The sequence below is a fragment of the Pseudomonas sp. genome, assembly GCF_049653025.1.
In the GTDB taxonomy this organism is placed as follows: domain Bacteria; phylum Pseudomonadota; class Gammaproteobacteria; order Pseudomonadales; family Pseudomonadaceae; genus Aquipseudomonas.
On record NZ_JBASFM010000016.1, the window covers coordinates 139,033 to 163,299 of the forward strand.

Genomic DNA, 24,267 nt, shown 5'->3' on the forward strand with positions numbered 1-24,267 from the left:
AAGGTGGACAAAGGGCAGTGTTTTCGCCGGAGTGAAAAATTCGCGAACCGTGCGGGCCTGACGACCGTAAAACAGACAATAACCTTCAGAGGGACCCAACCTGTTTGGCAGGTAACGAATCAAGGATTTGCAACCGATCACCGTCTACTGCATGGCAATTCGATTACAGCCAGTAACGAATGTTCTAGAGTTGGGGGAAAACCCCCAATCTAATCTTGGCTCAGATATTTCGTCTTGCCTGCTAATACAAAGCATCCAGCAAGACTCACCCACCTCTCCGGCGAGAATACTCTAGGAGTCGTTGATATTGGGCATCTTGGGCCAGCCTTGGAGCTTCCTCCACGATTGCCCTTAGGCATTGCCCTAGCTCACGATGTGTCCACGCCTGATCATCGATGATGACATTCAACAGCTGCAAAGAAGCTACTGGAAACCGATTGCATAGTCCTGACTCATGTAATTGATGTACCACATAGTGCGGATGTTCAATCGGGAGTAGCCAGTCACGGACTGCTTCCAAGACAGCGGGAAACTCAGATCCAGCTGCAATGCTCAATCGAACGAAAGATTCAGCAATGCTCGGAGTGGCAAGGTCGCGTGATTTGGGCCAGACGTGCTGCCAGAATGGCTGGATACGGTTCCTCCAGTACTCCTCTCGCTGATCAGCGGCCCCTTCTAGAGCTTGTGAAAGTGCTTGTGCAGACTCCTGAAGTCCTTCTTGGGGTAGCGCTCCAATTGCGTCTCGGAACTCCTCTTTCGTGTACCCATCTGTTGGGCCCAGCGCTGCATAAGTCAAAAAAGCTGCGAACTGCTGTGCATGCTCTCCCAGATCAGTGTAATGACGTGCGGTTTCAAGGAACTGTGATTTGAATGCGATCAGCAATGGTAAGTACAAACGAGGTGACCACAAGAAGCCTTCCCATACGGCCTTGGCCTCTGCCGCATCGGCCGTCCAGTTGAACAGGGGCAACAGATGTTGTTCGGTCCATGGACGATCCACACGGAAAAGCACGATCAATCTCGACCCTAGCAGCACCCTGCCGTGACGAAACCTATCTATCTGAACATTGCAGAGTTCAGTGAAAAAAATCGCTATCTCGGCTGGAAGCTGATCGTTGTCGCTCGGCTCACGCCTTAACCAAAAATTCAACAGGGCCTGCGTGACGTGCCCAATTGGATGATTGATTGCCTCGGTAACCGGCTCGTTGAGTGGTCCGCCGTTTTGCGTCATACCAGAATCAGCTTCAAGCGGTAGACTCAACACTCGACGGCACAGATCCAGAAAAATGTCCTCATCTCGATTGATAGACTTGGAAACTTCCTGTAGCCAGTGCGTGAGGCCATGCGTTACACCCAATAGCGCACTATCCGGCATGTTCTGTATCAGCGGTGCAGCATAGCGCCAAGATCTTAACCCCCGGCCCTTTTCGCTCCAGACTTGTAGCGCCTCCCGCCATCGTTCCGCAGGCCATAACTCCTCTTGCGCTAAGTCGCACAATGCAAAGAGGCTGTTCAGTAAATGTTTTCGGCAGACATCCCGCCAGGTGTCCTCGTGGAAGAAGCGCTGGCTAGGCGCTGGCTGCTTGAGCCACTGGACGAGCTCGCGCCGTTTGTGCGGTGCAATATCAACTTCTCGCTTGTCCTCATAGTCCGGGTCGCCGGTACCGCTCATCCAGTGAGAGAACTCGTCACGCTCGTTGGCTGTCATTTGCCACTCTGGATGAGCCTGTGACAGGCCCTCCAAGCGGGCTGCTGCGGTAGCACCTAGCGCGAGCCCTGACTCGTTCAGTTTGGATAGATGTAGCCACACAGCGTGATCGACTAAATCTTGCCAACGACCTGGCTCAAGATCTTCTCGATACATCTCACGCGGTGGGCCAGCCAAGATAGCCGTTTCCAGCGAAGATTGAGCAGCCCCTGCCACTCTACCGCCTTGCAGTACTAGAAGCCGGAAGACCTCTCGCTTCGTATCAGACGCCCACAGCCACCAACCTCCATCGATCAGCAACCAATCCACCCAATATTCGGGTGCGATACAGTCTTCCTGGCTGGCAGCGAAGAACGCCAAGCGTTTGAACGTTGGGTATGGGAGTTCAAACCATGCCTGTGCGATCCGCGTAGCGCGGGGAGCATCCACACCACGAACCGCCAACCACGCATTGCGCAGAAGTTCGATCAGCGAAACCCAATCGCGGTAACCACGGTTTTGCCAGTGTGGGGTGATAGATGGCAGATCCCAAAGAGATCGATCACTACGTTCGTCGGCTTCGCCTAGTACACACAGCAGGTCTAGTGCATCACGCAATAGCTGCTGAAAGTCTTCCAGTAATGACGGTAAAGCTGACTCCCAACTGTCGTCTGTAAAATTTCTAAGCATAGAGTTAACGTGATCGGCGGCCAACACCAAGTCCCAGTCCACCAACTGCCGTAAGTGAGTTGGCTCATCTGTGATTTGGGACTCCTCGCCCCAGCGAAACGGCTCCTTCAATCTAACCTTGGGCGCAAGCACCTCACGGAGCTCAAGTCGCAAGGTTGTTGTCAGCCCATCTCGCTTTAAGCGATCTTTCCATCGATATAGATCCGCTTCGTACAACGGCGATTTTATCCGGCCACAGAGGAGTAGGCTCCACAAGGTGCGCATGTGCGGGCCAGGTATGGCGTTGGGTGCCTGACTGCGGATTTCATGCAGCTCGGATGCTTTGTCTTCGCGTTCCAGGCGGGTGAACTCATTCAGTCGGTCCTCGATCAGCAAGGGCCAGCTGTCATGCAGTTGCCCGCCTCGTCCCGCTATCCAAATAATCAACTTCGGATCATTCAAATGCCTCACCAACCAGCGGGCAAGTTGGAACATGATGGCGTCCCACTGGGGGCCTAAAATCCCCCCGGATGCCAGCATCATTGGCCGGGCTGGAGAATACGGTGCCGGACGGTGAACTAAGCTGAAGCGCAGCTTGGTATCAATCACGTCGTTCGGTGGTACACCAAAGCGGATAAGATCACCATGTTGATAGCGCTCCTGCGAAAACGCATCAAGTAGCCAGTCCAGCGAGGGCGTGGGGTTGAATTCCGCGAACTGTCGGGCCGGCAGCCCGGACTTGTCAGACAGAGCCCACAACATCCGGCCAACAAAGTCATCTTGTCGCGTACTCATTGATGGTCGCGCGAGGGCGTGACTGACAACGATGCGCTCCTTGCCCATCACTCCGTCACGGTAGGTTTCCCCCCAGGCGTGCAAAGTATCGTGCAGCGCTGAGTGGGCATAGTTACCGGCGGAAGCATCGTACAAGATTGGGGTAACGCCCTTTGCTTTCCACTCGATAGTATTGTCTTCTTCTTGCCCTGGACCACAATCGCCCAACGCCCAGGCCTGCGGTGTTATTTCACCCAGCATTCGGTCAGCAGCTAGCGCATCCATCATGTAGCGCAGCACCGGATCATTGATGCTGTACCCGACAAAACACACAACATAGTTACGAAAGAGCTCGCTTACAAAACGAGCGGCCCAGCGTTCCGTGAGATATGCCAGCCCGAAATCACCACTGGTCACGACCAGTCGGTTCAATGCAGTATCGTCTACCTTTTGTGGTAATAGGCCATGCAGGTAGACCAGTCCGTTCCAGCGGCTGTTCTTCGGAATGGGCAGCATCGGTGCTGAATATGCCTGGAACGCCTGCCCAGTGCGTTTGGCTGCTGTGTCGAACACACGGTCAAAGTTAGTGGTTACGAGGCGCAATGCCCCTTCGCGACTGCGGGCCAATCTCAGCAAGGCTGCATGAGTTTCTGTTGATCCTTTGCGACGCAACTTGGGTTTCAGAATTTTCGCCAAGGCTTGCCGAACGGCGATGCGCTGTCCTGGCAAGCGCCGCTCCAATAAGTCGAGTGTGGCATCGTATTTCTCTAAGTCGAATGCCCTCTGCTCAATCGGTGATTGCGTCGTGCCAGTCTGCTGATAGATCTTTTGCACCAGCCCCCTGAAGTCTGGCAACCCTGCTGGGTAAGAAATACCGGCACCGCAGAAAAACACCACTCGGCCTTCTTCATGAGCCTGCAAGAGCTCATCGGGAATGTCAGGCCCATTAGCGATAAATTGCATTCCCTTGTTCCCCCTAAAACCCTGTTGACGGCACAGCGCCACCCTAGCGAAGGCTTATGTAGCATGCATTCAGATACCTGCCTATCTGGGATGCACTTTGGCGGTATCTAAAACCTACTCCCCTCTCATTAATTCTAAACCCATCGCCCAGCTCAGCAGCCGCAAGCCTTTGCGCTGCTGAGCTGGCCTGGACGTGTCTTGGTTATGTCTTGTCGACGACGCTGCCCTCCAGACTGTGCAGGAGCGAAAAACCTCGCTCATCGAGCCAGGCGTGCCAGCGCTCCAGTGCCTCCCGTTTCTGCGTCTCGGCCGTCGTATGGATATAGGTCACGTCCAGTGCCTTCAGGGCATGATTTAGCAGCAGTTCGCCAATCAGATAGTCGACACCCAAGTCAGCCCAAGCGGTGCGCGCGGTCTTCCGTAGGTCATGGCTTGACCATTCACCGCCAGATAAATCACGGAAACACTGGGATACTTCAGTTTCACCGACTGGATGACCGTTAAAAACTGGAAAGAGATAGGCACCGTCATAGTTGATAGTGGCTTGAGTCGCCCGATAGCGTTTTAGGAATGCGCACACTTGATCTGTCAGGGGGAGCGTGTGGGCCTTTTTCGTTTTCGTATCAGAAGCTGGGATGTGCCAGAGCCGGCCATCAAAATCAAAATTCCGCCACTTCGCTTGGCGCGTTTCACCGGCTCGCGTTCCGTGGGCCAGCATGAGTACCGCCAAAGCCACAACGGCAGGAATTATGGGGTAACGACCGGCCCAGTTCTCTAGCAGCTGCCCTACGTCGGATGGACGCAAGCGCGCGTCCTTGGGCTTAATCTTGATCTTGATGAAGTCCGTGAACGTCACCCCGAGCAAAGGATTCACGCCAATTAGGTTGAGGCTATGGGCTTGCTTGATAGCAACCTTCAGCACCCCAAATGCCAGACGTACATGCGACACGCTGTTGTTTGTCTGCATCGGCCACATCAATCGAGCATCGAGGGTCGCCCTATTCAGCTCTGCTAATGGAAGGTTTCCAAGGCACGGGATTAGGTGGCATTTCAGCACCGACTTGGTGGACGTTTTACGGTACTTACTGAGGTGGCCATCAGCAGCAACGCGTCGGCCATACCATTCCAATAAATCGCCCACTGTTGTCCAACCGTTAGCCGCCAAGGGTGCAAAGTTAGGGTCGACGGCGAAGCGCTTTATTACTGAAGGTAAAACCTCAAGAAGCGCCTTAATTGTCACATCTGGGTGATTAGCAAGCTTGCTCCAGTGATCTTTTCCCCCGGAGTAGCTGACGAGGTACAGGCTGCCCCGACTGCGATTTTTCCGGTAGCGAAAGCGGATGGGATGGGCTGGGTCGCGAAGCTCCCTAACGTTGTCCTGATCGGCGTATTTTTTGATAGCCGATTCGGACAGCGTGACGGTAATGGTCTTAGTCATTCGGTATTCTCCAAGGCGCTTACGCCAATGTGTTGCAGTCAGTGATTTCTAGGTCGTATTGCGGGCGTAGCTGGGCACCCGCCGGGCAGTGCGCGCGGTGGGGCTCGTGGTCGGGGATGGGAGCTAGCGCAGGCCGGAGCGCTCGCCTGCATAAGGCAAATGCAGTGCTGAACCTGTCGAATTGCTGGGTCACACCGGGAACATGGGGAACAACCAGTAACGGCGATTGCTGTAGCTGTTCCCGGTAACTTTTCTAACCGGGAACACCGGGAACAAAACCTATTGGGTCTGTGACCCATTGTTCCCGGTGTGTTCCCGGTCTGTGACCCACTGAAAGCGGCCCGGACGACGCAGCATTGCTGGGCCTTTAAGCCTGTTCCCGGTGTGACCCGTGATTGATCGTTTTCAAATGCCTGATAGCGCACGGTCTATTCCTCCGTGGCGGTTAGCAGTGCAGCGGGATTGATCACATAGGCGCGGGCGATGCCCTCCCCCTTGATACGCACACGCTTGGTTAGGCGGCCGTCGCGGTCGTTGTCGCGCTCGGCAATGGCCCCGGCGCTGTCCAAGCAGGCCAGCACGCGCTTGGTGTCGAAACCTTGGGCAGCGTCCGCCAGGGCTTGAGGCGTGAAGAGATACAAGCGGCCATCGCCATGAGGGCGATACCAGCCGGCGCGGTCATGTACCACCAGCGAATCGGAGCCATCGACATTGGCGAATCGGGAGGCGTGCCGGTCGATGAAAGTGGACACCGCACGCAGAATCTTGGCGTCTTCAGATTGGCCACGGCCACGAAATGCAGCCCAGGCGTTGAACAACTCAACCATGGCGGCTAGCGCAGTGCCCGGTGGCCAGGGCAATAGCTTGGATTGGGTGGCCATTTCTCCCGCTAATGCGGCTATGGCAAAGCGCGACACGGCGCGCGCCTCTTGCCCGGTGCCGACCGGAAAGCTCACGCGCGCATCGGCAAAAGCAGTCTCAAGGTCGGCGGTCGTTTGCTCTGCCATGGCTGCTGCCTGGGTACGCTCCACCAACTGAGCAACAAAGGCTGGCCCTAGTTGACCGTAATGTTTAGCCGTAGCGCGTTTGAGAGTGTCGGCGAAGGCGCGACCGGCTCCCTTGCGTCCATCCTCGCTGCTGGCGTTGTGTGCAAGCCCCAGGCCGTGCAACTCATCGTAAGCGCCATAACGGCGATAGGCTGGCACATCCAGTAGGCGCAGTTCCTGCCCGGCTTTGCTGCGCATGCCGGCGCTTTCCATGTGTTTGCCCATGGTCAGCTCGCCACTGGACAGCACCATGACGCGCCATTTCTGCACCTCGCGCGGCAAACCGGAGACCTTGCCGCGTTGCCGCCCGGTGCCGTTACCCAAGGCATAGATAATGCCGCCCACATCCTGGGGCTTGGCCTCGCCAATCTCATCGAGCACTAGCAGGGTGTCATTGCGCAGTGTGGCCACCCCCTCAAGTCCGGTGCTGGTGGCGTTCCATGTACGCAGGAAATCGCGCGGTTTCCCCCACACGCTGGCAGCCACGGCCAGAGCAATACTTTTACCGCTAGAACTGTCGCCCAGCAGGTGGAAGCCACCGCCGTCGGCATCCAGCAGTGCTAGTAACGGCCCTGCCAGGGCAGCACACACGGCCAGAATCAGCACGGGATTACCCAGGCAGCGGGCCGCTACTTCGCTTTGCCAGCCGGCCAGTTCTCCAGCGGTCGCATATTCATGGCCACCGGCTTCAGTGGACTGAAACACCACGTCGCCCCCACCGATAACCCGGCGGGGCATCACGAACAGTTCCGGACCATGCCAACCGGTGCGCGTCGCGGCCATCGCCTGGCGGTCTGGGCTGCTGTTCATGAGGTAGTCCATCAACGCTTGCCGCTGTTTGTGCGGGATGGTCGCGCCCAGGTTCAACAGTACCGCGCGCAGCTCAGCCCCGTCGCCGGCAAGCATCTCCATCGGGGCCGCCCACTCGCGCCAGTGGCTAGCCCCTTTGGGTTGCAGGCGCAGCAGGCGACCGAAGTTCTCCCCGCGCTCATCACAGGTGATGGCCAGCACTTCCAGCGGCGAACAGATCAGCGTGTCGGTTTCGGCATCGTCGCGGATGCCGTGAAAGTACAAACCCGGCGCAAGAACATGGCCCTGGCGGGTCTGCACCCAGGCGGCATAAGTGGCCCAGCTCGGCCGCGCAGGTGTGACCGTGGGGTGTTTGACCTTGGCTTTGCGCTTGGCCGGCTTGCTAGCAGGCTTGGCCGGTCGCTTGCCGCTGGGTTTCGCTTCGCCCTGGCCGGCGGCCCCAAACACTTCGACCGGCTCAGTCGGGCTTGGCTTAGCGCTCATGGCCAGCGTCCCAGCAATGCAAGTCGTTGAAGTCGGACAGCTCCAGGGGTGCGCCTTGCGGCCATTCAGGGAAAACCACCATGGCACTAGTCAGCAGTGCAGCGGAGTCGGCGGCAGTGCGGCCGGGGTTCCCGTCGCTGCATCGGTCGTCGTCGCCTGCAATCACCAGATCGACAAGGCTGCCGTACTTGGCGCGTAGGGCCAGGGCTACTGCTCGCAAGTTGCCGGCATTCATCGCACAGGCCACGCCGTCGACACCGTCGTAGTGCTCAAATAGCGTGGCCCCGGTCGCCCAGCCTTCGCAGACATACAAGCGCCGCCCCGGTTCGATCTTGCCCAGCAGATGGAACGCCCCGAGCACCTGGCCACCGAATAGAAAGCGCTTGCTGCTGTCTGGGCCTATCCGTTGCATGTTCACCAGATCGCCTGCGGCGTTCATCAGTGGCACAAGCAACTCGCGGCGATGCTGACGCAGACCGAGGGGCGGTAATCTCTTGGCGGCTAGGTAAGCGTGCGCAGGGTCGGCGGCGGGACTGTGCTGCCAGAGCCGACAAGCAAACTCAGCGGCCGTCTTTTGCTTGTGACGTTTCTGCTCGGCCTCACGGGCGGTGCGCTGTTCGGCTTCCAACCTGGCCGCTGCAAGCCGTCGACGTTGTCCGTCGTCATGACTATCGCCAGTGTTCTGCCGCCCATCCAGCGCGTCGAGACGCAGCCCCAGGCGATGGGCTAAATCGCACGCGGCGGCGGCCTGATTCACGCCTGCCAGATAGGCGGCCAGCGATACCAAGTCGCCCCCGCCGTCACCACATGCAAAGTCATGCCAGCGGCCGTCTAGCAGAGAAACCGAAAAGCTCCCGGCCTGGCGGTCGGCTCGCGTGGGGTTACGGGCATACCATTCGCTGCCCTTGCGAGTGCCTTCGGGTAGCAGCTCAGGCACCAATGCGGTGACATGCTGCAAGGCGACGGCGGCCACCGCGCGTATATCCTCGACTATCCGGGTTTTCTTCAGGCAAGCCGATCCCGGCAACGCCTCGCGGCGCTGTTGAAAATAGGTCATGGGTTAGTCCTGGCTTACAGGTGACTGATGGGGCGTTGCGGGGCTGTGATTCATCGCGGCGCGGATGTTGACCAGTTCGTTGTTCGCATTACAGCTCACGGCCGCCAACTGAGCGGATAGCCCAGACAAAGCCAACAGCATCAAGCAAACATCCACGGCAGCGCCGTCATCAACCCGGTTGGCATTTGCGGCACTTTCCAGCAGTTCACTGATGGCCGTGATACCCGCACTCAATCGCTCACCCTGGCACTCGGCAATACAGGCTAACCACTCAAAGCGGCTGGCCTGCTCAGATAGGTTGTCGGCGGCGGAACGTGCGGGGAAGCTGAACAGCTCTCGCCAAAAGTTCGGAGCGCTCATTGTTTCGCGCCCTCTGAGCTGCCGGCCTGGGTCTTGTCCCGCGCGGCAATCTTGGATTGCAGCCAGGTTTCAATTTCGGACACAACGTAATAGGCCGCTGCCTGGCGGGCGTCGCCATCCTTGATGGGCTTGGGGAAGGTCAGGTCTTTCGCCTTGAGCTTGGCGAGGCCGGAGCGAGTCACGTCTAGCCATTGGCAGAGGGCGGGCTGACGGATCAGCCCTTTGTTCGAGGGAATGGTATTAGGGTGCATATATCCGCCTTCGTTTCCATGTGATCGGTACGAGGCGGATTCAACAACAAACACTCAAACACAGTGCCTATTAGGACCTATTAGGTTAATTATTTTCTTTCTCTATCGCTCTGCCAGCAGTTGCAGCGGCGTTTTTGAAGAATTTTTTGGCAGTGCCATCCCCTGCCAGGTCTTGGATTCCCAAAAAATCCAATTTAACCCGCAGCTTTCTGGCGCAGTGATTTGGGTCATCTAGCTGATAGCCTGCCTCATCGGCCAACGCGAAAATCATCAACTCCATACTTGTCCGCTCACGCCCATCTAGTTTCGTCGGCAGTACAGGATGGGGTGGTTTTGTCGATCTTAAAAAACCAGACCCCTTAACATCATCAGGTATGTCGAGCCGCGCAAAATAACTCAATATCTGCCGATCCTTTTCTCCAGCCTGATTAAGACGGTGGCCCTGAGAGTGAAGTACAGCCGGCCATTCGGGGCATGCTGTGGCATCGTTCATGAGCACTGCGGCCCGGCAAATTTCAACCGGTGCGTACACGCGCGTGTAATGGTGATCCTTCACAAACTCGGCGGCTGAAAAATTGGTCCCCTCATCCATTAACAACCACTCAGCGCCTTCACTATCCTCAACGATATCTTCCTGTGGCCATGGAGCAATCTTCATGGCGTGATGTGCTAATTCCTGAGAAATAGGGGCATCAGGAGCGAGAAGCCATTGCTTATAGGCACCCATATCAAACAACAAAAACATGCTCTTTGATTGCATATACGCAGGCACAATGCCTTGGCGAGCATATTCCTCCATATCCGCAGCAGTAACCTCTTCACCGATTAGAGAAGAGAGAAGTGTCGCCGCCTCTTCCTCTGTGACATACCGCTTGAGTTTTAAAGGCTTGAGAGCCATGCGAGTTCCTATATTTTCCTGCTAAAGGGTGCCTGCCGCATCAAGCCCGCTTGGTAAGCGGCACGACATTCGCCGCACTGCGATTGGCGAAGTCATACGGCGTCACATGTCGTTCACGGTTGGCATCCAGATAGTCAGCCCACCACTGCATCATCAGCCGCCGCTCTTCGATATGCTCGGCTTTGTGAATGTAGGCGGCCCTCACTCCATTCCTTTCTTGGTGGCTCATCTGCCGCTCTACTGCGTCCCGTGTCCAAAGGCTTGACTCAACCAAAGCACTGCAAGCCATCGAGCGAAAGCCATGGCCACAAATCTCAGTTTTGGTGTCGTATCCCATGCGGCGTAGTGCTTTGTTTACTGTGTTCTCGCTCATGGGTTTGTGGTGGTAGTGGTCTCCCACAAAAACCAAATCAAACCGACCGGTAAGCTGTTGCACCTGCTCGACTACGGCTAAAGCCTGACGCGACAACGGCACTAAATGCGGGGCACCCATCTTGGCCCCACGGTGCGAGCGCTTAACCCCTTCAATCTCGGCACGCTCGCCAGGCATCGTCCAGATTGCCCGCTTTAGATCGAACTCAGGCCAGCGGGCAAAACGCAACTCACTGGAACGGACGAAAACCAGCAGCGTCAACATGGTCGCCAGCCGGGTTAGCGGTCGCCCACTATCAGCCTCAATACGCCCTATCAACTCTGGCAGTCGATCTAACGACAACGCTGGCCGATGCTTGGTTTTGGGGCTAACTGTGCCGCCGATCAAATCCAGTGCCGGATTGAACCCAATCAGGTTCTGCTGAACTGCCACGCGCATGATCCCGACGATCCGCTGGCGCAGGCGACCAACCAGATCAAGCGCCCCCCGTTTTTCTACAGTTTTGAGAGCCGCAAGTAGGTCACGAGTTTTCAGCTCTGATACCAAGCGCTTTCCAAGCAAAGGAAAAAGGTCAGTCTCAATCTCTTTCAGCACCCTAGCTGCATGGTCTTTCGACCACTTACCCATCCGACCGTGCCAGTCCCGCGCCACAGCCTCAAAAGTATCTGTGCTAGATGCAGCCTCATCAATCTTCACTTGGCGTGCTTGCTCGACAGGATCAAGCCCATTCGCCAGCAACTCCAATGCCTCGGCTCGCCGAGCCCTAGCACCTTTGAGAGTCAACGCCGGGTAGTTACCAAATGCTGTCAGGCCACCACGGCCGTCTGGCTTGGTGTATTTGAATCGCCAGGATTTCACAGCCGTAGGCTTAACCAACAGATACAAGCCCTGGCCGTCAAACAGCTTGTATTCCTTATCTCGGGGCTTAGCGGCTTCGCATTTCGGGTCTGTTAGAGGGGTAACAGTGCGCGCCATAGGGATACGCTCCTTGTCGAACCATTCGTATCCCTAAACGTATCCCTAAAACTCGGGGTTGTACAGGTTCATTCAAAAACATACGGGCACAAAAAAACCGGCAAGAGTGCCGGTTTTAGTGGGTTTCAGGTGCATATGGGAACATCTGAAATCATGCTATTGGTGCCCGAAGCCGGGGTCGAACCGGCACGAGGTTACCCTCGAGGGATTTTAAGTCCCTTGCGTCTACCGATTTCGCCATTCGGGCGGTAGCGCTGTGCTGCGAGGCTTGGACTATATAGAGCCCTTGGAGGCCTCGCAAGGTTTCAAGCTTAAATGAAAAAGCCCCGTAAATCATGGATCTACGAGGCTCTTCTAATTGGAGGCTGAGGTCGGAATCGAACCGGCGTTCACGGATTTGCAATCCGGTGCATAACCACTCTGCTACTCAGCCTTGAAACTAAACGGACCGTATAAAACGGCCCGTTGAAATTGGAGCGGGAAACGAGACTCGAACTCGCGACCCCGACCTTGGCAAGGTCGTGCTCTACCAACTGAGCTATTCCCGCTTGTCGTGCTGACGGCCGCCATTCTATAGTTTCAGAGCGCCCCGTCAACCCCTTGATTCAAAAAAGCTTATTTCTTTTCCGAGGTGATTCGCAGGTGTGGCCAGGCGGCCAATAGATACTGTGCCATCGACCACAGCGTGAGCACGGCTGCGATGATCAGCAGCGCATAACCCAGCACGACCCAGACGGTAAAAGTTGGCGGATTGGCCAGTAGCATGATCAGGGCAACCATCTGCGCCGCAGTTTTCCATTTGGCCAGATTGGAGACGGCAACCTGCGCGCGCGCCCCCAGTTCCGCCATCCACTCCCGCAGCGCGGAAACCACGATCTCGCGGCCGATGATGATCGCCGCCGGCAGGGTCAGCCACAGGTTGGAGTGCTCGTCGACCAGCAGCACCAGGGCCACCGCGACCATCAGCTTGTCCGCCACCGGATCGAGGAAGGCACCAAACGGCGTGCTCTGCTCCCAGCGCCGCGCCAGATAGCCGTCCAGCCAGTCGGTTGCCGCCGCAATCGCGAACACTGCGCTGGCGGCCCAATAGCTCCAACCAAACGGCAGATAGAACAGCAGAATAAAGACCGGTATCAGCAATACCCGGAGGACGGTAAGCAGGTTGGGGATATTCATCGACACAACTTGGCTGCAAAGTGAGCCGGCATTCTACTCGCTGTGCAAGGCCGCATAAATCAGCTCGGCAAGCTTTTTACTGATCCCGGGCGCTTTAGCGATCTCCTCGATGCTGGCGCGCGACAATTCCTGTAGGCCGCCAAAGTGATTGAGCAGCTCGCGGCGGCGCTTGGGGCCGACCCCGGCGACCTCTTCCAGGGTCGAGGTGCGGCGGGTTTTGCCGCGCCGCGCCCGGTGCCCGGTAATGGCAAACCGGTGCGACTCGTCGCGAATCTGCTGAATCAGGTGCAGCGCCGGCGAATTGCCCGGCAGGGTGAATTCGTGAGTCGCATCGTTCAGGTAGAGGGTTTCCAGCCCGGGCTTACGGGTTGCACCCTTGGCCACGCCGAGCAGGATCAGGTCCGGCACGGCCAACTCTTCAAGCACCTCGCGGGCCATGGCCAACTGGCCCTTGCCGCCGTCGACCAGGAGGATGTCCGGCAGCTTGCCTTCGCCGTCCTTGATCTTGCTGAAACGCCGCGTCAACGCCTGATGCATCGCGGCATAGTCATCACCCGGCGTTACGCCCTCGATGTTATAGCGGCGGTAATCGGACTTCAGCGGCCCCTCGGGACCAAACACCACGCACGAAGCCACTGTCGCCTCGCCGCTGGAATGGCTGATGTCGAAGCACTCCAGGCGCTGCGGCACCTCGTCCATGTCCAGCGCTTCGGCCAGGGCATCGAAGCGCGCGGCCACATGCTGACGATTAGCCAGGCGCGCGCTCAGTGCCTGCTCGGCGTTGGTCACGGCCAGCTGCTGCCAGCGCGCCCGCGTGCCACGCACGCGATGGCTGATGCTCAGCTCGCGGCCGCGTAGTTCATTGATGGCCGCGATCAGCGTGGGGAAGTCTTCGTGCTGTGCATTGACGATCAGCTCGCTGGGCAGGTCGCGCTCCTGACTGCTCAGGTAGTACTGGGCGAGGAACGCCAGCAACACCTCGTTGCCCTCCTCCTCGATCGCCACCTGCGGGAAGAAATTCTTGCTGCCAAGTACCCGGCCGCCGCGCACGCTGATCAGGTGCACGCAGGCACCGCCTGGGTTGACCATGGCGGCGACCACATCGACATCGCCAGTGCCGCCTTCCATGCTTTGCTGATCCTGCACCCGCCGCAGCAGCGATATCTGATCGCGCAGCCCGGCGGCTCGCTCGAAGTCCAGCTGCATGGCGGCACCCTGCATGGCGCTGGATAGCTCATCGGTCAGAGCATTGCTGCGGCCTTCAAGGAACATCACCGAATGGCGCACGTCCTCGGCGTACTCAGCCGGCTCCACCAGGTCGACGCAGGGACCTTTGCAGCGTTTGATCTGGTATTGCAGGCAGGGCCGAGTGCGATTCTTGAAGTAGCTGTCTTCACACTGACGCACCAGAAAGGTCTTCTGCAGCAGATGGAGGCTTTCGCGAATGGCCCCGGCGCTGGGATAGGGGCCGAAGTAGCGGCCTTTCTGCTTTTTCGCGCCGCGATGGATGCTCAGGCGCGGATAGTCACCGTCCGAAAGAAACACATAGGGGTAGGACTTATCGTCGCGCAGCAGGATGTTGTACGGCGGCCGCCACTCCTTGATCAGCGTCTGTTCGAGCAGCAGCGCCTCGGTTTCGTTGGCGGTGATGGTGGTTTCGACCTGGGCAATCTTGCCGACCAGGGCTGCCGTCTTCGGGGCTAGACCAGTTTTGCGAAAGTAACTGGCCAGGCGCTTTTTCAGGTTCTTGGCTTTGCCGACATAGAGCAGCTTGGCGTCCACATCGAACATGCGGTACACCCCGGGGCGACCGCTGCATGTAGAGAGAAAAGCGCTTGAATCGAAGGCTGCGCCGGTGTCGTCAGCTGGAAGCATCGATCATGCCGTGACGCACCGCGAGCAAGGCCAGCTCGACATCGCTGGTGATCGATAGCTTGTCAAAGATGCGGTAGCGATAGGTGTTCACGGTTTTCGGCGACAGGCACAGCTTGTCCGAGATGGCCTGGACTTTCTGGCAACCGGCGATCATCAGGGCGATCTGGATCTCGCGCTCGGACAACAAGTCGAAAGGCGAGTTACTGCTCTGCGGCTGAAACGACTTGAGCGCCAGCTGCTGGGCAATTTGTGGGCTGATATAACGCTGGCCGCTGAAGACCATGCGAATGGCCTGAACCATTTCTTCGAGTGCCGCGCCTTTGGTCAGGTAGCCAGCAGCGCCGGCCTGTAGCAGGCGCGTGGGGAACGGATCTTCTTCGCAGACGGTGACGGCGACGACTTTCAGGTCGGGATGGCTGCGGATCAGCTTGCGGGTCGCTTCAAGGCCGCCGATGCCAGGCATCTTGATGTCCATCAGGACGACATCCGGCTTCAGCTCGCGGGCTTTCTTCAGGGATTCTTCACCTGACTCGGCTTGCCCGACCACGTGCAAACCGTCGATGTCCGCCAGCATGCGCGTGATGCCTGTGCGAACCAGGTCGTGGTCATCAACAACTAGCACCCTGATCAAGCGACACCCCATTTTGCGTCAGCCGCTGTAAGCAGCGTGCGTGGTTGAAAAGCAGGATATTTGCTGAGTTTCAGCTTGGCGCATGACCGTCAAAACGCAAGCGCCAGTAAAACAATGCGCCATGGTGACAGTCAGAGGAATATGGCGGAAGCGGTGAGATTCGAACTCACGGACCTGTTACAGTCGACGGTTTTCAAGACCGTTGCATTCAACCGCTCTGCCACGCTTCCGGCGTTTGCGGGCGGCAATCTTACCCGAACGTAACACGCTGTCAAACTCTGCGTATTGGCCTTGCGCAAGCCTCTGCTATGATCGGCCTTGACCTTGGTCACGGAACCAACAGCCATTTCAGGAGTGTCGCCATGAACGAACAAAATTATGCACTCGACCATAGCCAGGTTGAGCAGCAGGAAGTCAGCCGCGTCCTGCGCAACACTTACGGTCTGCTGGCCATTACCCTGGCGTTCAGCGGCCTGGTAGCATTTCTGGCGCAACGTGCCAATGTGCCCTACCCGAACTTCTTCGTGGTGTTGATCGGCTTCTACGGCCTGTTCTTCCTCACTGCAAAACTGCGCAACTCGGCCTGGGGCCTGGTTTCCACCCTCGCCCTGACCGGCTTCATGGGTTACACCCTGGGCCCGATCCTCAACCGCTACCTGGGCATGGCCAACGGCGCGGAAGTGGTTACCTCGGCATTTACCATGACGGCTTTTGTGTTCTGCGGCCTGTCTGCCTACGTGCTGACTACTCGCAAGGACATGAGCTTCCTCAGCGGCTTTATCACCGCGGGCTTCTTTGTGCTGCTGGGCGCAATGGTCGCGGGCTTCTTCTTCGAGATCAGCGGTCTGCAACTGGCCATCAGCGCCGGCTTCGTGCTGTTTTCTTCAGCGGCAATCCTGTACCAGACCAGCGAAATCATCCACGGTGGTGAGCGCAACTACATCATGGCGACCATCAGCCTGTATGTATCGATCTACAACCTGTTTATCAGCCTGCTGCAGATTTTCGGCATCATGGGCAGCGACGACTGATCGTAAAACCCTGAAAAGCCCGCTTCGGCGGGCTTTTTTATGTCTGCCATCCATGGCTGGCACCCTTTGAGCCGTCGCTGGCGACGTTAAAAATGACTCCCGATCATTTTTTATGCCTGCCGCGCGCATCTTTGCGGCTCAAGCTTTATCATTCCGGCAAATTTGGCTTGCCAGGCTGCCTATGAAATTCGCCATCGCCCTCTTCTCCCCGCCCCACGCGCCCGCCTCGCGCCGCGCGCTGCGTTTTGCCCAGGCAGCCTTGGCGGATGGGCACCAGATTGTGCGGTTGTTTTTCTATCAGGATGGCGTGCACAGTGCTTCAAGCAATGTGGTCTGTGCGCAGGATGAACTGGACCTGCCCCGCGAATGGCGCGACTTCGTACAGACGCAGCAACTCGATGGCGTGGTGTGCATCGCTGCCGCCTTGCGCCGTGGCGTGCTCAATCAGCAGGAAGCCGAGCGCTACTCGCGCTCGGCGGCCAACCTGGATGAGCCCTGGGAGCTTTCCGGGCTTGGTCAACTGCACGAAGCAGCGCAACTCGCCGACCGCCTTGTCTGCTTCGGAGGTTCGTGAGATGAGCCAATCCTTGCTGATTATCAGCCGTCAGGCGCCCTGGTCCGGCCCCGGCGCACGTGAAGCGCTGGATATCGCGCTGGCAGGCGGCGCCTTTGATTTGCCGATTGGCATGCTATTTCTCGACGACGGCGTGTTCCAGCTAAGCCCGGCGCAACAACCCGCCAACCTGCAACAGAAGGACCTCAGCGCCAACCTGCAAGCGCTGCCGATGTTCGGCGTCGAGGCGCTCTATGCATCCCAACGCAGCCTGCAAGAGCGCGGCCTGCATGATCAGGCGCTGAGCCTGGCCGCCGAAGTATTGGACGATGTTGCACTGACGGCACTGATCGAACGCTACGACCAGGTGATTACCCTCTGATGGCTACTTTGCACGTTCTTTCGCACTCGCCCTTTACCGACAGCCGCCTGAGCAGCTGCCTGCGCCTGCTCGGCAGCCAGGATGGCCTGCTGCTCTGCGGGGATGCTGTGTATGCGCTACAACCCGGCAGCGCGCAGCGTCAGGCACTGGAGCTGATGCCAGCCAGTATCGAACTGTATGTACTGGATGAAGACCTGCAGGCGCGTGGCCTGACGTCCGCCTCACGGGCCAAACCGGTCGACTACAGCGGCTTTGTCGAGCTGAGTTGTCGTTTCAGCAAAGTGAACAGCTGGTTATGAGCGAGCTGATAGTCGCTGGCCAGCATATTGGTCTGGACAAGGACGGCTACCTGCTCGATCTGACCGACTGGTCCGAGCCGGTCGCCCATGCCCTGGCGCAGCAGGAACAGCTGGAGTTGAGTGCCGAGCACTGGGAAGTGCTGCACCTGATTCGCAGCTTCTACGACGAGTTCCAGCTGTCACCCGCCAATCGCCCGCTGATCAAATTTGTCGCCCTCAAACTCGGACCCGAGAAAGGCAACAGCCTGCACCTCAACCGTCTGTTCAATGGCGCTCCCGCCAAACTTGCCGCCAAGCTGGCGGGCCTGCCCAAGCCGACCAATTGCCTATGAACCTCGTTACTCCACCAGAACACCCGTTTGCCCAGTTCGTCCGCATGCTCGGTAAGGGCAAGCGCGGCGCGCGCAATATGACCCGTGACGAAGCTCGCGAGGCCATGGGCATGCTGCTCGACGACAAGGTCGAAGACAGCCAGCTGGGTGCCTTCCTGATGCTATTGCGGCACAAGGAAGAGAGCGCCGAGGAAATGGCCGGCTTTGCCGAAGCCGTGCGTGCGCGCCTGCAAGCTCCGGCGATCCAGGTTGACCTCGACTGGCCGAGCTACGCCGGCAAGAAGCGCCACCTGCCGTGGTTCCTGCTGGCTGCCAAGGCCCTGGCCAGCAGTGGCGTACGCATTCTGCTGCACGGCGGCGGCCCACACACCGCCGGGCGCTTGTATAGCGAGCAGGTGCTGACGACCTTGCAGATCCCCCTGTGCCGCAACTGGCAGGAGGTCGAGCAGGCGCTGAATGCGCAGCAGTTGGGTTTTATTCCGCTGGGCGACTGGATGCCACAGCTGCAACGGATGATCGAGTTGCGCAATATTCTCGGCTTGCGTTCGCCGATTCACTCACTGGCGCGGATTCTCAACCCGCTGGGCGCCCGCTGCGGTCTGCAGAGCATCTTCCACCCGGGCTATCAGGCGGTGCACCGCGAGGCCAGCCAGCTGCTGGGCGACACGGCCGTGGTGATCAAGGGGGAAGGCGGCGAAATCGAGATCAACCCGGATGCCACCAGCCACCTGTATGGCACGGCCAATGGCGAAAACTGGGACGAAGACTGGCCAGCACTGTCGGCGCAACGGCATGTCAAACCGGACACGCTGGAGCCTGCGCACCTGATGGCCTTCTGGCGCGGTGAAGTGGCGGATGACTACGGCCAGCTGGCCGTACTCAGCAGCATGGCCTTGGCCCTGCGCGCCCTGGGTGAACCACGCGACGTAGCCTTTAGCCGCGCCGAGCAGATCTGGGCAGCGCGTACTTAATCGGCGTGTTGCGCACCTTCGAACCAAGCCAGCTTCTCGCGCAACTGCACCACTTCGCCGACTATCACCAGGGTCGGCGCATGCACCTCATGCTCCGCTACTAGCTCAGCCAGATTGGCCAGGGTGCCGGTAAACACCCGCTGGTTCTGCGTGGTGCCCTGCTGGATCAATGCCGCCGGGGTTGTTGCGGCGCGGCCATGGGCGATCAGCTGCTGACAGATCATCGGCAAGCCCACCAGACCCATATAGAACACCAGAGTCTGGCTGGACGCCGTGAGTTCGGCCCAGGGTAAATCACTGCTGCCATCCTTGAGGTGGCCGGTGACGAAACGCACCGACTGCGCATGATCACGGTGAGTCAGCGGAATCCCCGCATAGGCCGCGCAGCCTGACGCCGCAGTAATCCCCGGCACCACCTGGAAGGGGATGCCATGGGCGGCCAGCTCTTCGATTTCCTCACCACCTCGGCCGAAAATAAACGGATCGCCGCCTTTCAGGCGCAACACCCGCTTACCCTGCTTGGCCAGGTCGACCAGACGCTGATTGATCTGTTCCTGCGGCACGGCATGCTCGGCGCGCTGCTTACCAACATAGATGCGCTCGGCATCACGGCGGCACAGTTCGATAATCGCCGGCGCCACCAGACGATCGTAGAGCACCACGTCGGCCTGCTGCATCAGGCGCAGGGCGCGGAAGGTCAGCAGGTCAGGATCCCCCGGCCCAGCGCCAACCAGATACACCTCCCCCAGGGTGCGCGGCGCAATCCCGGCAATTTTCTCTTCCAGCAGTCGCTGGCCTTCCTGCAGTTTGCCGGCGAATACACTTTCGGCCACCTGGCCCTGGAATACATCCTCCCAGAACACCCGGCGCTGCTGCACATCGGGGAACAGCGCCTTGACCTGAGCACGGAAGCGCTTGGCCAAACCGGCCAACTGGCCGTAGGTGGCGGGAATCCAGGTTTCGATCTTGGCGCGGATCAGCCGGGCCAGCACCGGTGCATCGCCGCCACTGGTAACCGCAACGATCAGCGGCGAACGGTCAACAATGGCGGGGAAAATTACGCTGCAGAGCTTCGGCGCATCCACCACATTGACCGGAATACCCAAGGCCTGCGCCTCGGCCGATATCTGCGCATTCAGCGGTTCGTCATCCGTGGCGGCAATGATCAGCGCCACACCCTGCAAATCAGCCGACTGATAATCACGCAGCAGCACCTCGCCATTGCGGGCGCTGGCCATTTCGCGCAATTCATCACGAATCTCCGGTGCCACCACCCGTAGCGTTGCGCCGGCATCACTGAGTAGGCGCGCCTTGCGCACGGCAACTTCACCGCCGCCGACCACCAGTACCAGGCGATCCTGCAGTTTGTGGAACAGGGGCAGAAAATCCATGACGCGCGCTCTCGATCGGGTCAAACAAAACGGGGCGGCACTGGCCACCCCGTATTTTGCGGTTGTGATGCGACGACTTAGCCGATCACATCCATGCCACCCATGTAGGGTTTGAGCACTTCAGGCACGCGGATGCTGCCGTCGGCCTGCTGGTAGTTCTCCACCACCGCCACCAGGGTGCGGCCTACTGCCAGGCCGGAACCATTGAGGGTGTGCAGCAGCTCCGGCTTGCCTGTTTCCGGGTTGCGGTAGCGCGCCTGCATGCGGCGGGCCTGGAAATCGCCACAGTTGGAGCAGGAGGAAATCTCGCGGTACTTGTCCTGGCTCGGCACCCAGACTTCCAGGTCGTAGGTTTTCACCGCACTGAAACCCATGTCGCCGGTGCACAGCGCCAGCTTGCGATAAGGCAGCTCGAGCAGTTGCAGCACGCGCTCGGCGTTGGCGGTCATAGCTTCCAGCGCCTCGAAGGACGTGCTCGGCTCGACGATCTGCACCATCTCGACCTTGTCGAACTGGTGCTGGCGGATCATCCCGCGGGTGTCGCGGCCCGATGCGCCGGCTTCGCTGCGAAAGCTCGGGGTGTGGGCGACGAACTTCATCGGCAGCTGCTTGGCGTCGACAATCTCACCGGCGACGATGTTGGTCAGCGAGACTTCGGCGGTCGGAATCAGGTACAGATCGCTCTGGTCCTTGCGCAGCACCTTGAACAGGTCTTCCTCGAACTTGGGCAACTGACCGGTGCCCTGCAGCGCCGACGCCTGCACTAGGTAAGGCGTGTAAGCCTCTTCGTAGCCGTGTTGCTCGGTGTGCAGGTTGACCATGAACTGCGCCAGGGCACGATGCAGACGGGCGATTGGGCCGCGCAGCAGGGCAAAGCGGGCACCGGACAACTTGGCCGCAGTCTCGAAATCCAGCCAGCCGTGCTGCTCACCGAGGGCGACGTGATCCTGAACGGGGAAATCGAAGCTGCGCGGGGTGCCCCAGCGCGCCACCTCGACGTTGGCCTCCTCGTCCGCACCCACCGGCACCGATTCGTGCGGCAGGTTGGGGATATTCAACAACAGGTTGTCCAGCTCGGCCTGGATGGCATCCAGCTCGCGCTTGCCCTCTTCCAGGTCGCAGCCCATCTTGTCGACTTCCGCCAGCAGCGGCGCGATGTCTTCACCACGCTGCTTGGCCTGGCCGATGGTCTTGGAGCGGCTGTTGCGCTCGGCTTGCAGCTGTTCGGTGCGGGTCTGCACGGCCTTACGCTGGGCTTCGAGCGCTTCGAAACGCGCCACATCGAGGACAAAGCCGCGGGCGGCCAGGCGCTCGGCCACTTCATGGAGCTGGGTACGAACGAGTTTGGAATCGAGCATGTTCTGGTCTCAACACATCACAAGGGTTTGCATGGCCGTGGCCATGGCGCGCAATGCCGCGCAGTTTAAGGCTTTAACAGGGTTGGGTGCCACACCGCGCGTTAGCCGGCTGGGCTACTGGTAGAGGCGCGCCAGGGCAAAGCCGCCCCAGACGGCGAGCACACCACCGACCACGCTGCACAGTAGGTAGGCAAACGCCTCATTGTGGCGGCCATTTTCAAACAGCTTGAGCAGCTCAAGGCTGAATGAGGAAAAGGTGGTGAAGCCGCCGAGCAAACCGATGATCAGGCCACTGCGTAATTCGACTGGCAGGTCGCTGCGCAACAGAAACAGGCCGGACAGCAGACCGATCAGCAGGCAGCCGACGATATTGACGCTGAAGGTCCCCAGGTAGAAATGCCGCGGCCACTGCGCCACCACCCAGCTGGCGGTGAGAAAACGCAGCACAGAACCCACTGCACCACCGAGAGCAACGGCCATGGCTACGCGAATCATGGTTTTCTCCGCTGGCGAGGGCTGTTGCGGTCCTGGTTTTTTAGGTGCTGAAGCTTGTCGCGAATCTTCAGCTCCAAGCCGCGCGGCACCGGTTGGTAGTACTGGCGCGGCTCGAAGGTGTCGGGAAAGTAATCCTCGCCTGCTGCATAGGCATCCGGCTCATCATGGGCATAGCGGTATTCGTCGCCGTAGCCCAGTTCTTTCATCAGCTTGGTCGGCGCGTTGCGCAGGTGCAGCGGGACTTCCTGCGAGCCGTGCTCGGCAGCATCGCGCATGGCGGCGTTGAAGGCGTTGTAGACCGCGTTGCTTTTCGGCGCGCAGGCCAGATAGACGATCGCCTGGGCCACGGCCAGTTCACCCTCGGGGCTGCCCAGGCGTTCCTGCACATCCCAGGCATTCAGGCACAGGGTCAAGGCGCGTGGGTCGGCGTTGCCGATGTCTTCGCTGGCCATGCGCACTACACGCCGGGCGATATACAGCGGGTCGCAGCCACCATCGAGCATGCGCGCGAACCAGTACAGCGCGCCGTCCGGGCTGGAGCCGCGCACCGACTTGTGCAGCGCCGATATCTGGTCGTAAAAGGCTTCGCCGCCCTTGTCGAAGCGCCGACGGGTATCGCCGAGTAGATTGAGCAGCAACTCACTGCCGATCTCGCTGCCGTCTTCGGCCAGGTCGGCGGCGTTTTCGAGGAAGTTGAGCAAGCGCCGCCCATCACCGTCGGCGGCGGCCTGGAGAATCTTGAAGCTTTCTTCCGGCAGGCTCAGCTGGCGCTCGCCCAGGCCCTTAGGGTCACTGAGGGCGCGGTCGACCAGTTTGCGCAGCGCGGTTTCGTCCAGGCTTTTCAGCACATACACGCGGGCGCGTGAGAGCAAGGCGTTGTTCAGCTCGAACGAAGGGTTTTCCGTGGTGGCGCCGATAAAAATCAGCGTGCCGTCTTCCACGTAGGGCAGAAAGGCATCCTGCTGCGACTTGTTGAAGCGGTGCACTTCATCGACAAACAGGATGGTCTGGCGGCCATATTGCGCGGCATGTTGCTGCGCCACTTCCACAGCCTGGCGAATCTCCTTGACCCCGGAGAGCACGGCGGAAATGGTTTCGAAATGCGCATCGGAAACCTGCGCCAAGAGTCGCGCCAGGGTGGTCTTGCCCACACCCGGCGGGCCCCAGAAAATCATCGAGTGCAGCGCGCCCTGCTCCAACGCTTCACGCAAGGGTTTGCCGCGGGCCAGCAAGTGCTCCTGACCGACGTACTCATCCAGACTGGCTGCGCGTAAACGGGCAGCCAGGGGTTGAGCGATGGGTGCCTTGCGAAACAGATCCATGACTGCGGTTTAACGCCTCTCGTTTTGAGCTTTCTACTCTTGAATCACGTCCGCGCCGGCCGGGATCTCGAAGGTGAACTGCGCATCGTTCTGCGGTTCATTCATTTTCACGTTGAGAAAAAGAATGTTGGTGCGCTGGCCAATGCTGTCGATCAACTGCATATCGTTGAGCACCTTGTTGCGAAACGACAGGCGCAGGCTGTCGAACAGGGTGTCCTTGGATTTTGGCTTGAGGATGAAGTCGACCACGTTGCCGCCTTCAGTGTGGGTAATCGCGAAGTTCTCGCGGATCTTCGACACATCACCGGACAGCAGCAGCGCCGGGGTGTGGGTCAGGCGCTGATCCAGGGTCTGGATAGTCACCTGCTGCAGGTCCGGGTCATACAGCCAGACCTTTTCGCCATTGGAGACCAACAGCTGCTCCATCGGTGCATCGGTGTGCCAGCGGAACAGGCCCGGACGCTTAAGCGCGAGCTGGCCAGCGGTTTCCTGCAACTGGGTGCCGCTACCGTCCAGGGTCAGCTGGGAAAAGCGCGCAGTAATGGTTTGCGCCTGGTTGAGCAGCTCGGTCAGACGCTGCACGGCGACTTCATCGTCGGCCATGGCGGCAACGCTGGAAAAACTCAAAACGGTCAGCAACAGCATGCGAATCAGGCGCATGGGACTC

Annotated in this window: 22 protein-coding genes and 4 tRNA genes; 6 read left to right on the top strand and 20 right to left on the bottom strand. The window is 59.0% G+C overall.

The window, feature by feature from the left end:
• Positions 1–265: 265 nt before the first annotated feature.
• The 15 genes from dsr1 to WBK23_RS12520 all read right to left on the bottom strand — a co-directional run bounded on the left by dsr1 (position 266) and on the right by WBK23_RS12520 (position 15,696).
• On the bottom strand, positions 266–4,093 hold the full coding sequence (gene dsr1, locus WBK23_RS12450) for an anti-phage defense-associated sirtuin Dsr1 (RefSeq protein WP_424484259.1): 3,828 nt from the start codon (positions 4,091–4,093) through the stop codon (positions 266–268).
• 202 nt (positions 4,094–4,295) lie between these two features.
• Positions 4,296–5,531 (bottom strand): tyrosine-type recombinase/integrase, encoded by a 1,236-nt coding sequence (locus tag WBK23_RS12455; protein WP_424484260.1) that lies wholly within the window; start codon positions 5,529–5,531, stop codon positions 4,296–4,298.
• Positions 5,532–5,959: 428 nt separating this feature from the next.
• A complete protein-coding gene (locus WBK23_RS12460) occupies positions 5,960–7,870 on the bottom strand; it encodes a DUF927 domain-containing protein (protein WP_424484261.1) in 1,911 nt (636 codons plus the stop codon).
• The gene (locus WBK23_RS12465) at positions 7,860–8,927 is read right to left on the bottom strand and encodes a toprim domain-containing protein (RefSeq protein ID WP_424484262.1); all 1,068 of its coding nucleotides are present in this window, start codon (positions 8,925–8,927) and stop codon (positions 7,860–7,862) included. The genes WBK23_RS12460 and WBK23_RS12465 overlap by 11 nt, the downstream gene beginning before the upstream one ends.
• 3 nt (positions 8,928–8,930) lie before the next feature.
• Positions 8,931–9,287, bottom strand: a complete 357-nt coding sequence (locus WBK23_RS12470) for a hypothetical protein (protein ID WP_424484263.1) — start codon at positions 9,285–9,287, stop codon at positions 8,931–8,933.
• Positions 9,284–9,538, bottom strand: a complete 255-nt coding sequence (locus tag WBK23_RS12475; RefSeq protein WP_424484264.1) for a helix-turn-helix transcriptional regulator — start codon at positions 9,536–9,538, stop codon at positions 9,284–9,286. Before WBK23_RS12475 ends, WBK23_RS12470 begins: the two co-directional genes overlap by 4 nt.
• Before the next feature lie 85 nt (positions 9,539–9,623).
• A complete protein-coding gene (locus WBK23_RS12480; protein WP_424484265.1) occupies positions 9,624–10,436 on the bottom strand; it encodes a hypothetical protein in 813 nt (270 codons plus the stop codon).
• Positions 10,437–10,476: 40 nt separating this feature from the next.
• Positions 10,477–11,784 (bottom strand): tyrosine-type recombinase/integrase, encoded by a 1,308-nt coding sequence (locus tag WBK23_RS12485; RefSeq protein ID WP_424484266.1) that lies wholly within the window; start codon positions 11,782–11,784, stop codon positions 10,477–10,479.
• A 160-nt stretch (positions 11,785–11,944) separates the two neighbouring features.
• Positions 11,945–12,031: transfer RNA gene (locus tag WBK23_RS12490), tRNA-Leu, on the bottom strand.
• Positions 12,032–12,143: 112 nt separating this feature from the next.
• Positions 12,144–12,217: transfer RNA gene (locus WBK23_RS12495), tRNA-Cys, on the bottom strand.
• Between the two features lie 39 nt (positions 12,218–12,256).
• Positions 12,257–12,332, bottom strand: a tRNA-Gly gene (locus WBK23_RS12500).
• 67 nt (positions 12,333–12,399) lie between these two features.
• On the bottom strand, positions 12,400–12,960 hold the full coding sequence (gene pgsA, locus WBK23_RS12505; RefSeq protein ID WP_424484267.1) for a CDP-diacylglycerol--glycerol-3-phosphate 3-phosphatidyltransferase: 561 nt from the start codon (positions 12,958–12,960) through the stop codon (positions 12,400–12,402).
• 33 nt (positions 12,961–12,993) lie between these two features.
• A complete protein-coding gene (uvrC, locus tag WBK23_RS12510) occupies positions 12,994–14,835 on the bottom strand; it encodes an excinuclease ABC subunit UvrC (protein WP_424484268.1) in 1,842 nt (613 codons plus the stop codon).
• Complete coding sequence (gacA, locus tag WBK23_RS12515; RefSeq protein ID WP_424484269.1) at positions 14,822–15,466, bottom strand: response regulator transcription factor GacA; 645 nt, start codon at positions 15,464–15,466, stop codon at positions 14,822–14,824. Before gacA ends, uvrC begins: the two co-directional genes overlap by 14 nt.
• Positions 15,467–15,608: 142 nt before the next feature.
• Positions 15,609–15,696: transfer RNA gene (locus tag WBK23_RS12520), tRNA-Ser, on the bottom strand.
• A 132-nt stretch (positions 15,697–15,828) separates the two neighbouring features.
• Between WBK23_RS12520 and WBK23_RS12525 the strand changes: the two genes are divergently transcribed.
• From WBK23_RS12525 to WBK23_RS12550, 6 genes are all read left to right on the top strand, one after another.
• Positions 15,829–16,497: a Bax inhibitor-1/YccA family protein gene (locus tag WBK23_RS12525; protein WP_424484270.1), complete on the top strand. Its 669-nt coding sequence runs from the start codon at positions 15,829–15,831 to the stop codon at positions 16,495–16,497.
• A gap of 181 nt (positions 16,498–16,678) precedes the next feature.
• Positions 16,679–17,071, top strand: coding sequence for a sulfurtransferase complex subunit TusD (gene tusD, locus WBK23_RS12530; RefSeq protein ID WP_424484271.1), 393 nt, complete (start codon positions 16,679–16,681; stop codon positions 17,069–17,071).
• A 1-nt stretch (position 17,072) separates the two neighbouring features.
• Positions 17,073–17,432: a sulfurtransferase complex subunit TusC gene (gene tusC / locus WBK23_RS12535; protein WP_424484272.1), complete on the top strand. Its 360-nt coding sequence runs from the start codon at positions 17,073–17,075 to the stop codon at positions 17,430–17,432.
• Positions 17,432–17,731 carry a sulfurtransferase complex subunit TusB gene (gene tusB, locus WBK23_RS12540; protein WP_424484273.1) on the top strand — a complete coding sequence of 100 codons (300 nt, stop codon included), beginning with the start codon at positions 17,432–17,434 and terminating at the stop codon, positions 17,729–17,731. The genes tusC and tusB overlap by 1 nt, the downstream gene beginning before the upstream one ends.
• The gene (locus tag WBK23_RS12545) at positions 17,728–18,063 is read left to right on the top strand and encodes a TusE/DsrC/DsvC family sulfur relay protein (RefSeq protein ID WP_424484274.1); all 336 of its coding nucleotides are present in this window, start codon (positions 17,728–17,730) and stop codon (positions 18,061–18,063) included. Before tusB ends, WBK23_RS12545 begins: the two co-directional genes overlap by 4 nt.
• Positions 18,060–19,034 (top strand): glycosyl transferase family protein, encoded by a 975-nt coding sequence (locus WBK23_RS12550; RefSeq protein ID WP_424484275.1) that lies wholly within the window; start codon positions 18,060–18,062, stop codon positions 19,032–19,034. Before WBK23_RS12545 ends, WBK23_RS12550 begins: the two co-directional genes overlap by 4 nt.
• Here WBK23_RS12550 and cysG read toward each other — a convergent pair.
• The 5 genes from cysG to lolA form a co-directional block, all read right to left on the bottom strand.
• Positions 19,031–20,425 (bottom strand): siroheme synthase CysG, encoded by a 1,395-nt coding sequence (cysG, locus tag WBK23_RS12555; protein ID WP_424484276.1) that lies wholly within the window; start codon positions 20,423–20,425, stop codon positions 19,031–19,033. The two genes, WBK23_RS12550 and cysG, sit on opposite strands and share 4 nt — an antisense overlap.
• Before the next feature lie 77 nt (positions 20,426–20,502).
• Positions 20,503–21,783 (bottom strand): serine--tRNA ligase, encoded by a 1,281-nt coding sequence (gene serS / locus WBK23_RS12560; RefSeq protein ID WP_424484277.1) that lies wholly within the window; start codon positions 21,781–21,783, stop codon positions 20,503–20,505.
• A gap of 114 nt (positions 21,784–21,897) precedes the next feature.
• Positions 21,898–22,278, bottom strand: coding sequence for a fluoride efflux transporter CrcB (crcB, locus tag WBK23_RS12565; RefSeq protein WP_424484278.1), 381 nt, complete (start codon positions 22,276–22,278; stop codon positions 21,898–21,900).
• Positions 22,275–23,600 (bottom strand): replication-associated recombination protein A, encoded by a 1,326-nt coding sequence (locus WBK23_RS12570; RefSeq protein WP_424484279.1) that lies wholly within the window; start codon positions 23,598–23,600, stop codon positions 22,275–22,277. The genes crcB and WBK23_RS12570 overlap by 4 nt, the downstream gene beginning before the upstream one ends.
• A 33-nt stretch (positions 23,601–23,633) precedes the next feature.
• On the bottom strand, positions 23,634–24,260 hold the full coding sequence (lolA, locus tag WBK23_RS12575) for an outer membrane lipoprotein chaperone LolA (protein ID WP_424484280.1): 627 nt from the start codon (positions 24,258–24,260) through the stop codon (positions 23,634–23,636).
• Positions 24,261–24,267 lie beyond the last annotated feature (7 nt).

What these genes read in the sequence shown, in the direction of transcription:
- WBK23_RS12460 (WP_424484261.1), bottom strand. Translation starts at nt 7,870, where the DNA reads ATGAGCGCTAAGCCAAGCCCGACTGAGCCGGTCGAAGTGTTTGGGGCC.
- WBK23_RS12485 (WP_424484266.1), bottom strand. Translation starts at nt 11,784, where the DNA reads ATGGCGCGCACTGTTACCCCTCTAACAGACCCGAAATGCGAAGCCGCT.
- WBK23_RS12465 (WP_424484262.1), bottom strand. Translation starts at nt 8,927, where the DNA reads ATGACCTATTTTCAACAGCGCCGCGAGGCGTTGCCGGGATCGGCTTGC.
- WBK23_RS12480 (WP_424484265.1), bottom strand. Translation starts at nt 10,436, where the DNA reads ATGGCTCTCAAGCCTTTAAAACTCAAGCGGTATGTCACAGAGGAAGAG.
- tusD (WP_424484271.1), top strand. Translation starts at nt 16,679, where the DNA reads ATGAAATTCGCCATCGCCCTCTTCTCCCCGCCCCACGCGCCCGCCTCG.
- WBK23_RS12525 (WP_424484270.1), top strand. Translation starts at nt 15,829, where the DNA reads ATGAACGAACAAAATTATGCACTCGACCATAGCCAGGTTGAGCAGCAG.
- lolA (WP_424484280.1), bottom strand. Translation starts at nt 24,260, where the DNA reads ATGCGCCTGATTCGCATGCTGTTGCTGACCGTTTTGAGTTTTTCCAGC.
- tusB (WP_424484273.1), top strand. Translation starts at nt 17,432, where the DNA reads ATGGCTACTTTGCACGTTCTTTCGCACTCGCCCTTTACCGACAGCCGC.
- tusC (WP_424484272.1), top strand. Translation starts at nt 17,073, where the DNA reads ATGAGCCAATCCTTGCTGATTATCAGCCGTCAGGCGCCCTGGTCCGGC.
- WBK23_RS12470 (WP_424484263.1), bottom strand. Translation starts at nt 9,287, where the DNA reads ATGAGCGCTCCGAACTTTTGGCGAGAGCTGTTCAGCTTCCCCGCACGT.
- WBK23_RS12455 (WP_424484260.1), bottom strand. Translation starts at nt 5,531, where the DNA reads ATGACTAAGACCATTACCGTCACGCTGTCCGAATCGGCTATCAAAAAA.
- WBK23_RS12570 (WP_424484279.1), bottom strand. Translation starts at nt 23,600, where the DNA reads ATGGATCTGTTTCGCAAGGCACCCATCGCTCAACCCCTGGCTGCCCGT.
- cysG (WP_424484276.1), bottom strand. Translation starts at nt 20,425, where the DNA reads ATGGATTTTCTGCCCCTGTTCCACAAACTGCAGGATCGCCTGGTACTG.
- uvrC (WP_424484268.1), bottom strand. Translation starts at nt 14,835, where the DNA reads ATGCTTCCAGCTGACGACACCGGCGCAGCCTTCGATTCAAGCGCTTTT.
- WBK23_RS12475 (WP_424484264.1), bottom strand. Translation starts at nt 9,538, where the DNA reads ATGCACCCTAATACCATTCCCTCGAACAAAGGGCTGATCCGTCAGCCC.
- WBK23_RS12550 (WP_424484275.1), top strand. Translation starts at nt 18,060, where the DNA reads ATGAACCTCGTTACTCCACCAGAACACCCGTTTGCCCAGTTCGTCCGC.
- pgsA (WP_424484267.1), bottom strand. Translation starts at nt 12,960, where the DNA reads ATGAATATCCCCAACCTGCTTACCGTCCTCCGGGTATTGCTGATACCG.
- dsr1 (WP_424484259.1), bottom strand. Translation starts at nt 4,093, where the DNA reads ATGCAATTTATCGCTAATGGGCCTGACATTCCCGATGAGCTCTTGCAG.
- serS (WP_424484277.1), bottom strand. Translation starts at nt 21,783, where the DNA reads ATGCTCGATTCCAAACTCGTTCGTACCCAGCTCCATGAAGTGGCCGAG.
- WBK23_RS12545 (WP_424484274.1), top strand. Translation starts at nt 17,728, where the DNA reads ATGAGCGAGCTGATAGTCGCTGGCCAGCATATTGGTCTGGACAAGGAC.
- crcB (WP_424484278.1), bottom strand. Translation starts at nt 22,278, where the DNA reads ATGATTCGCGTAGCCATGGCCGTTGCTCTCGGTGGTGCAGTGGGTTCT.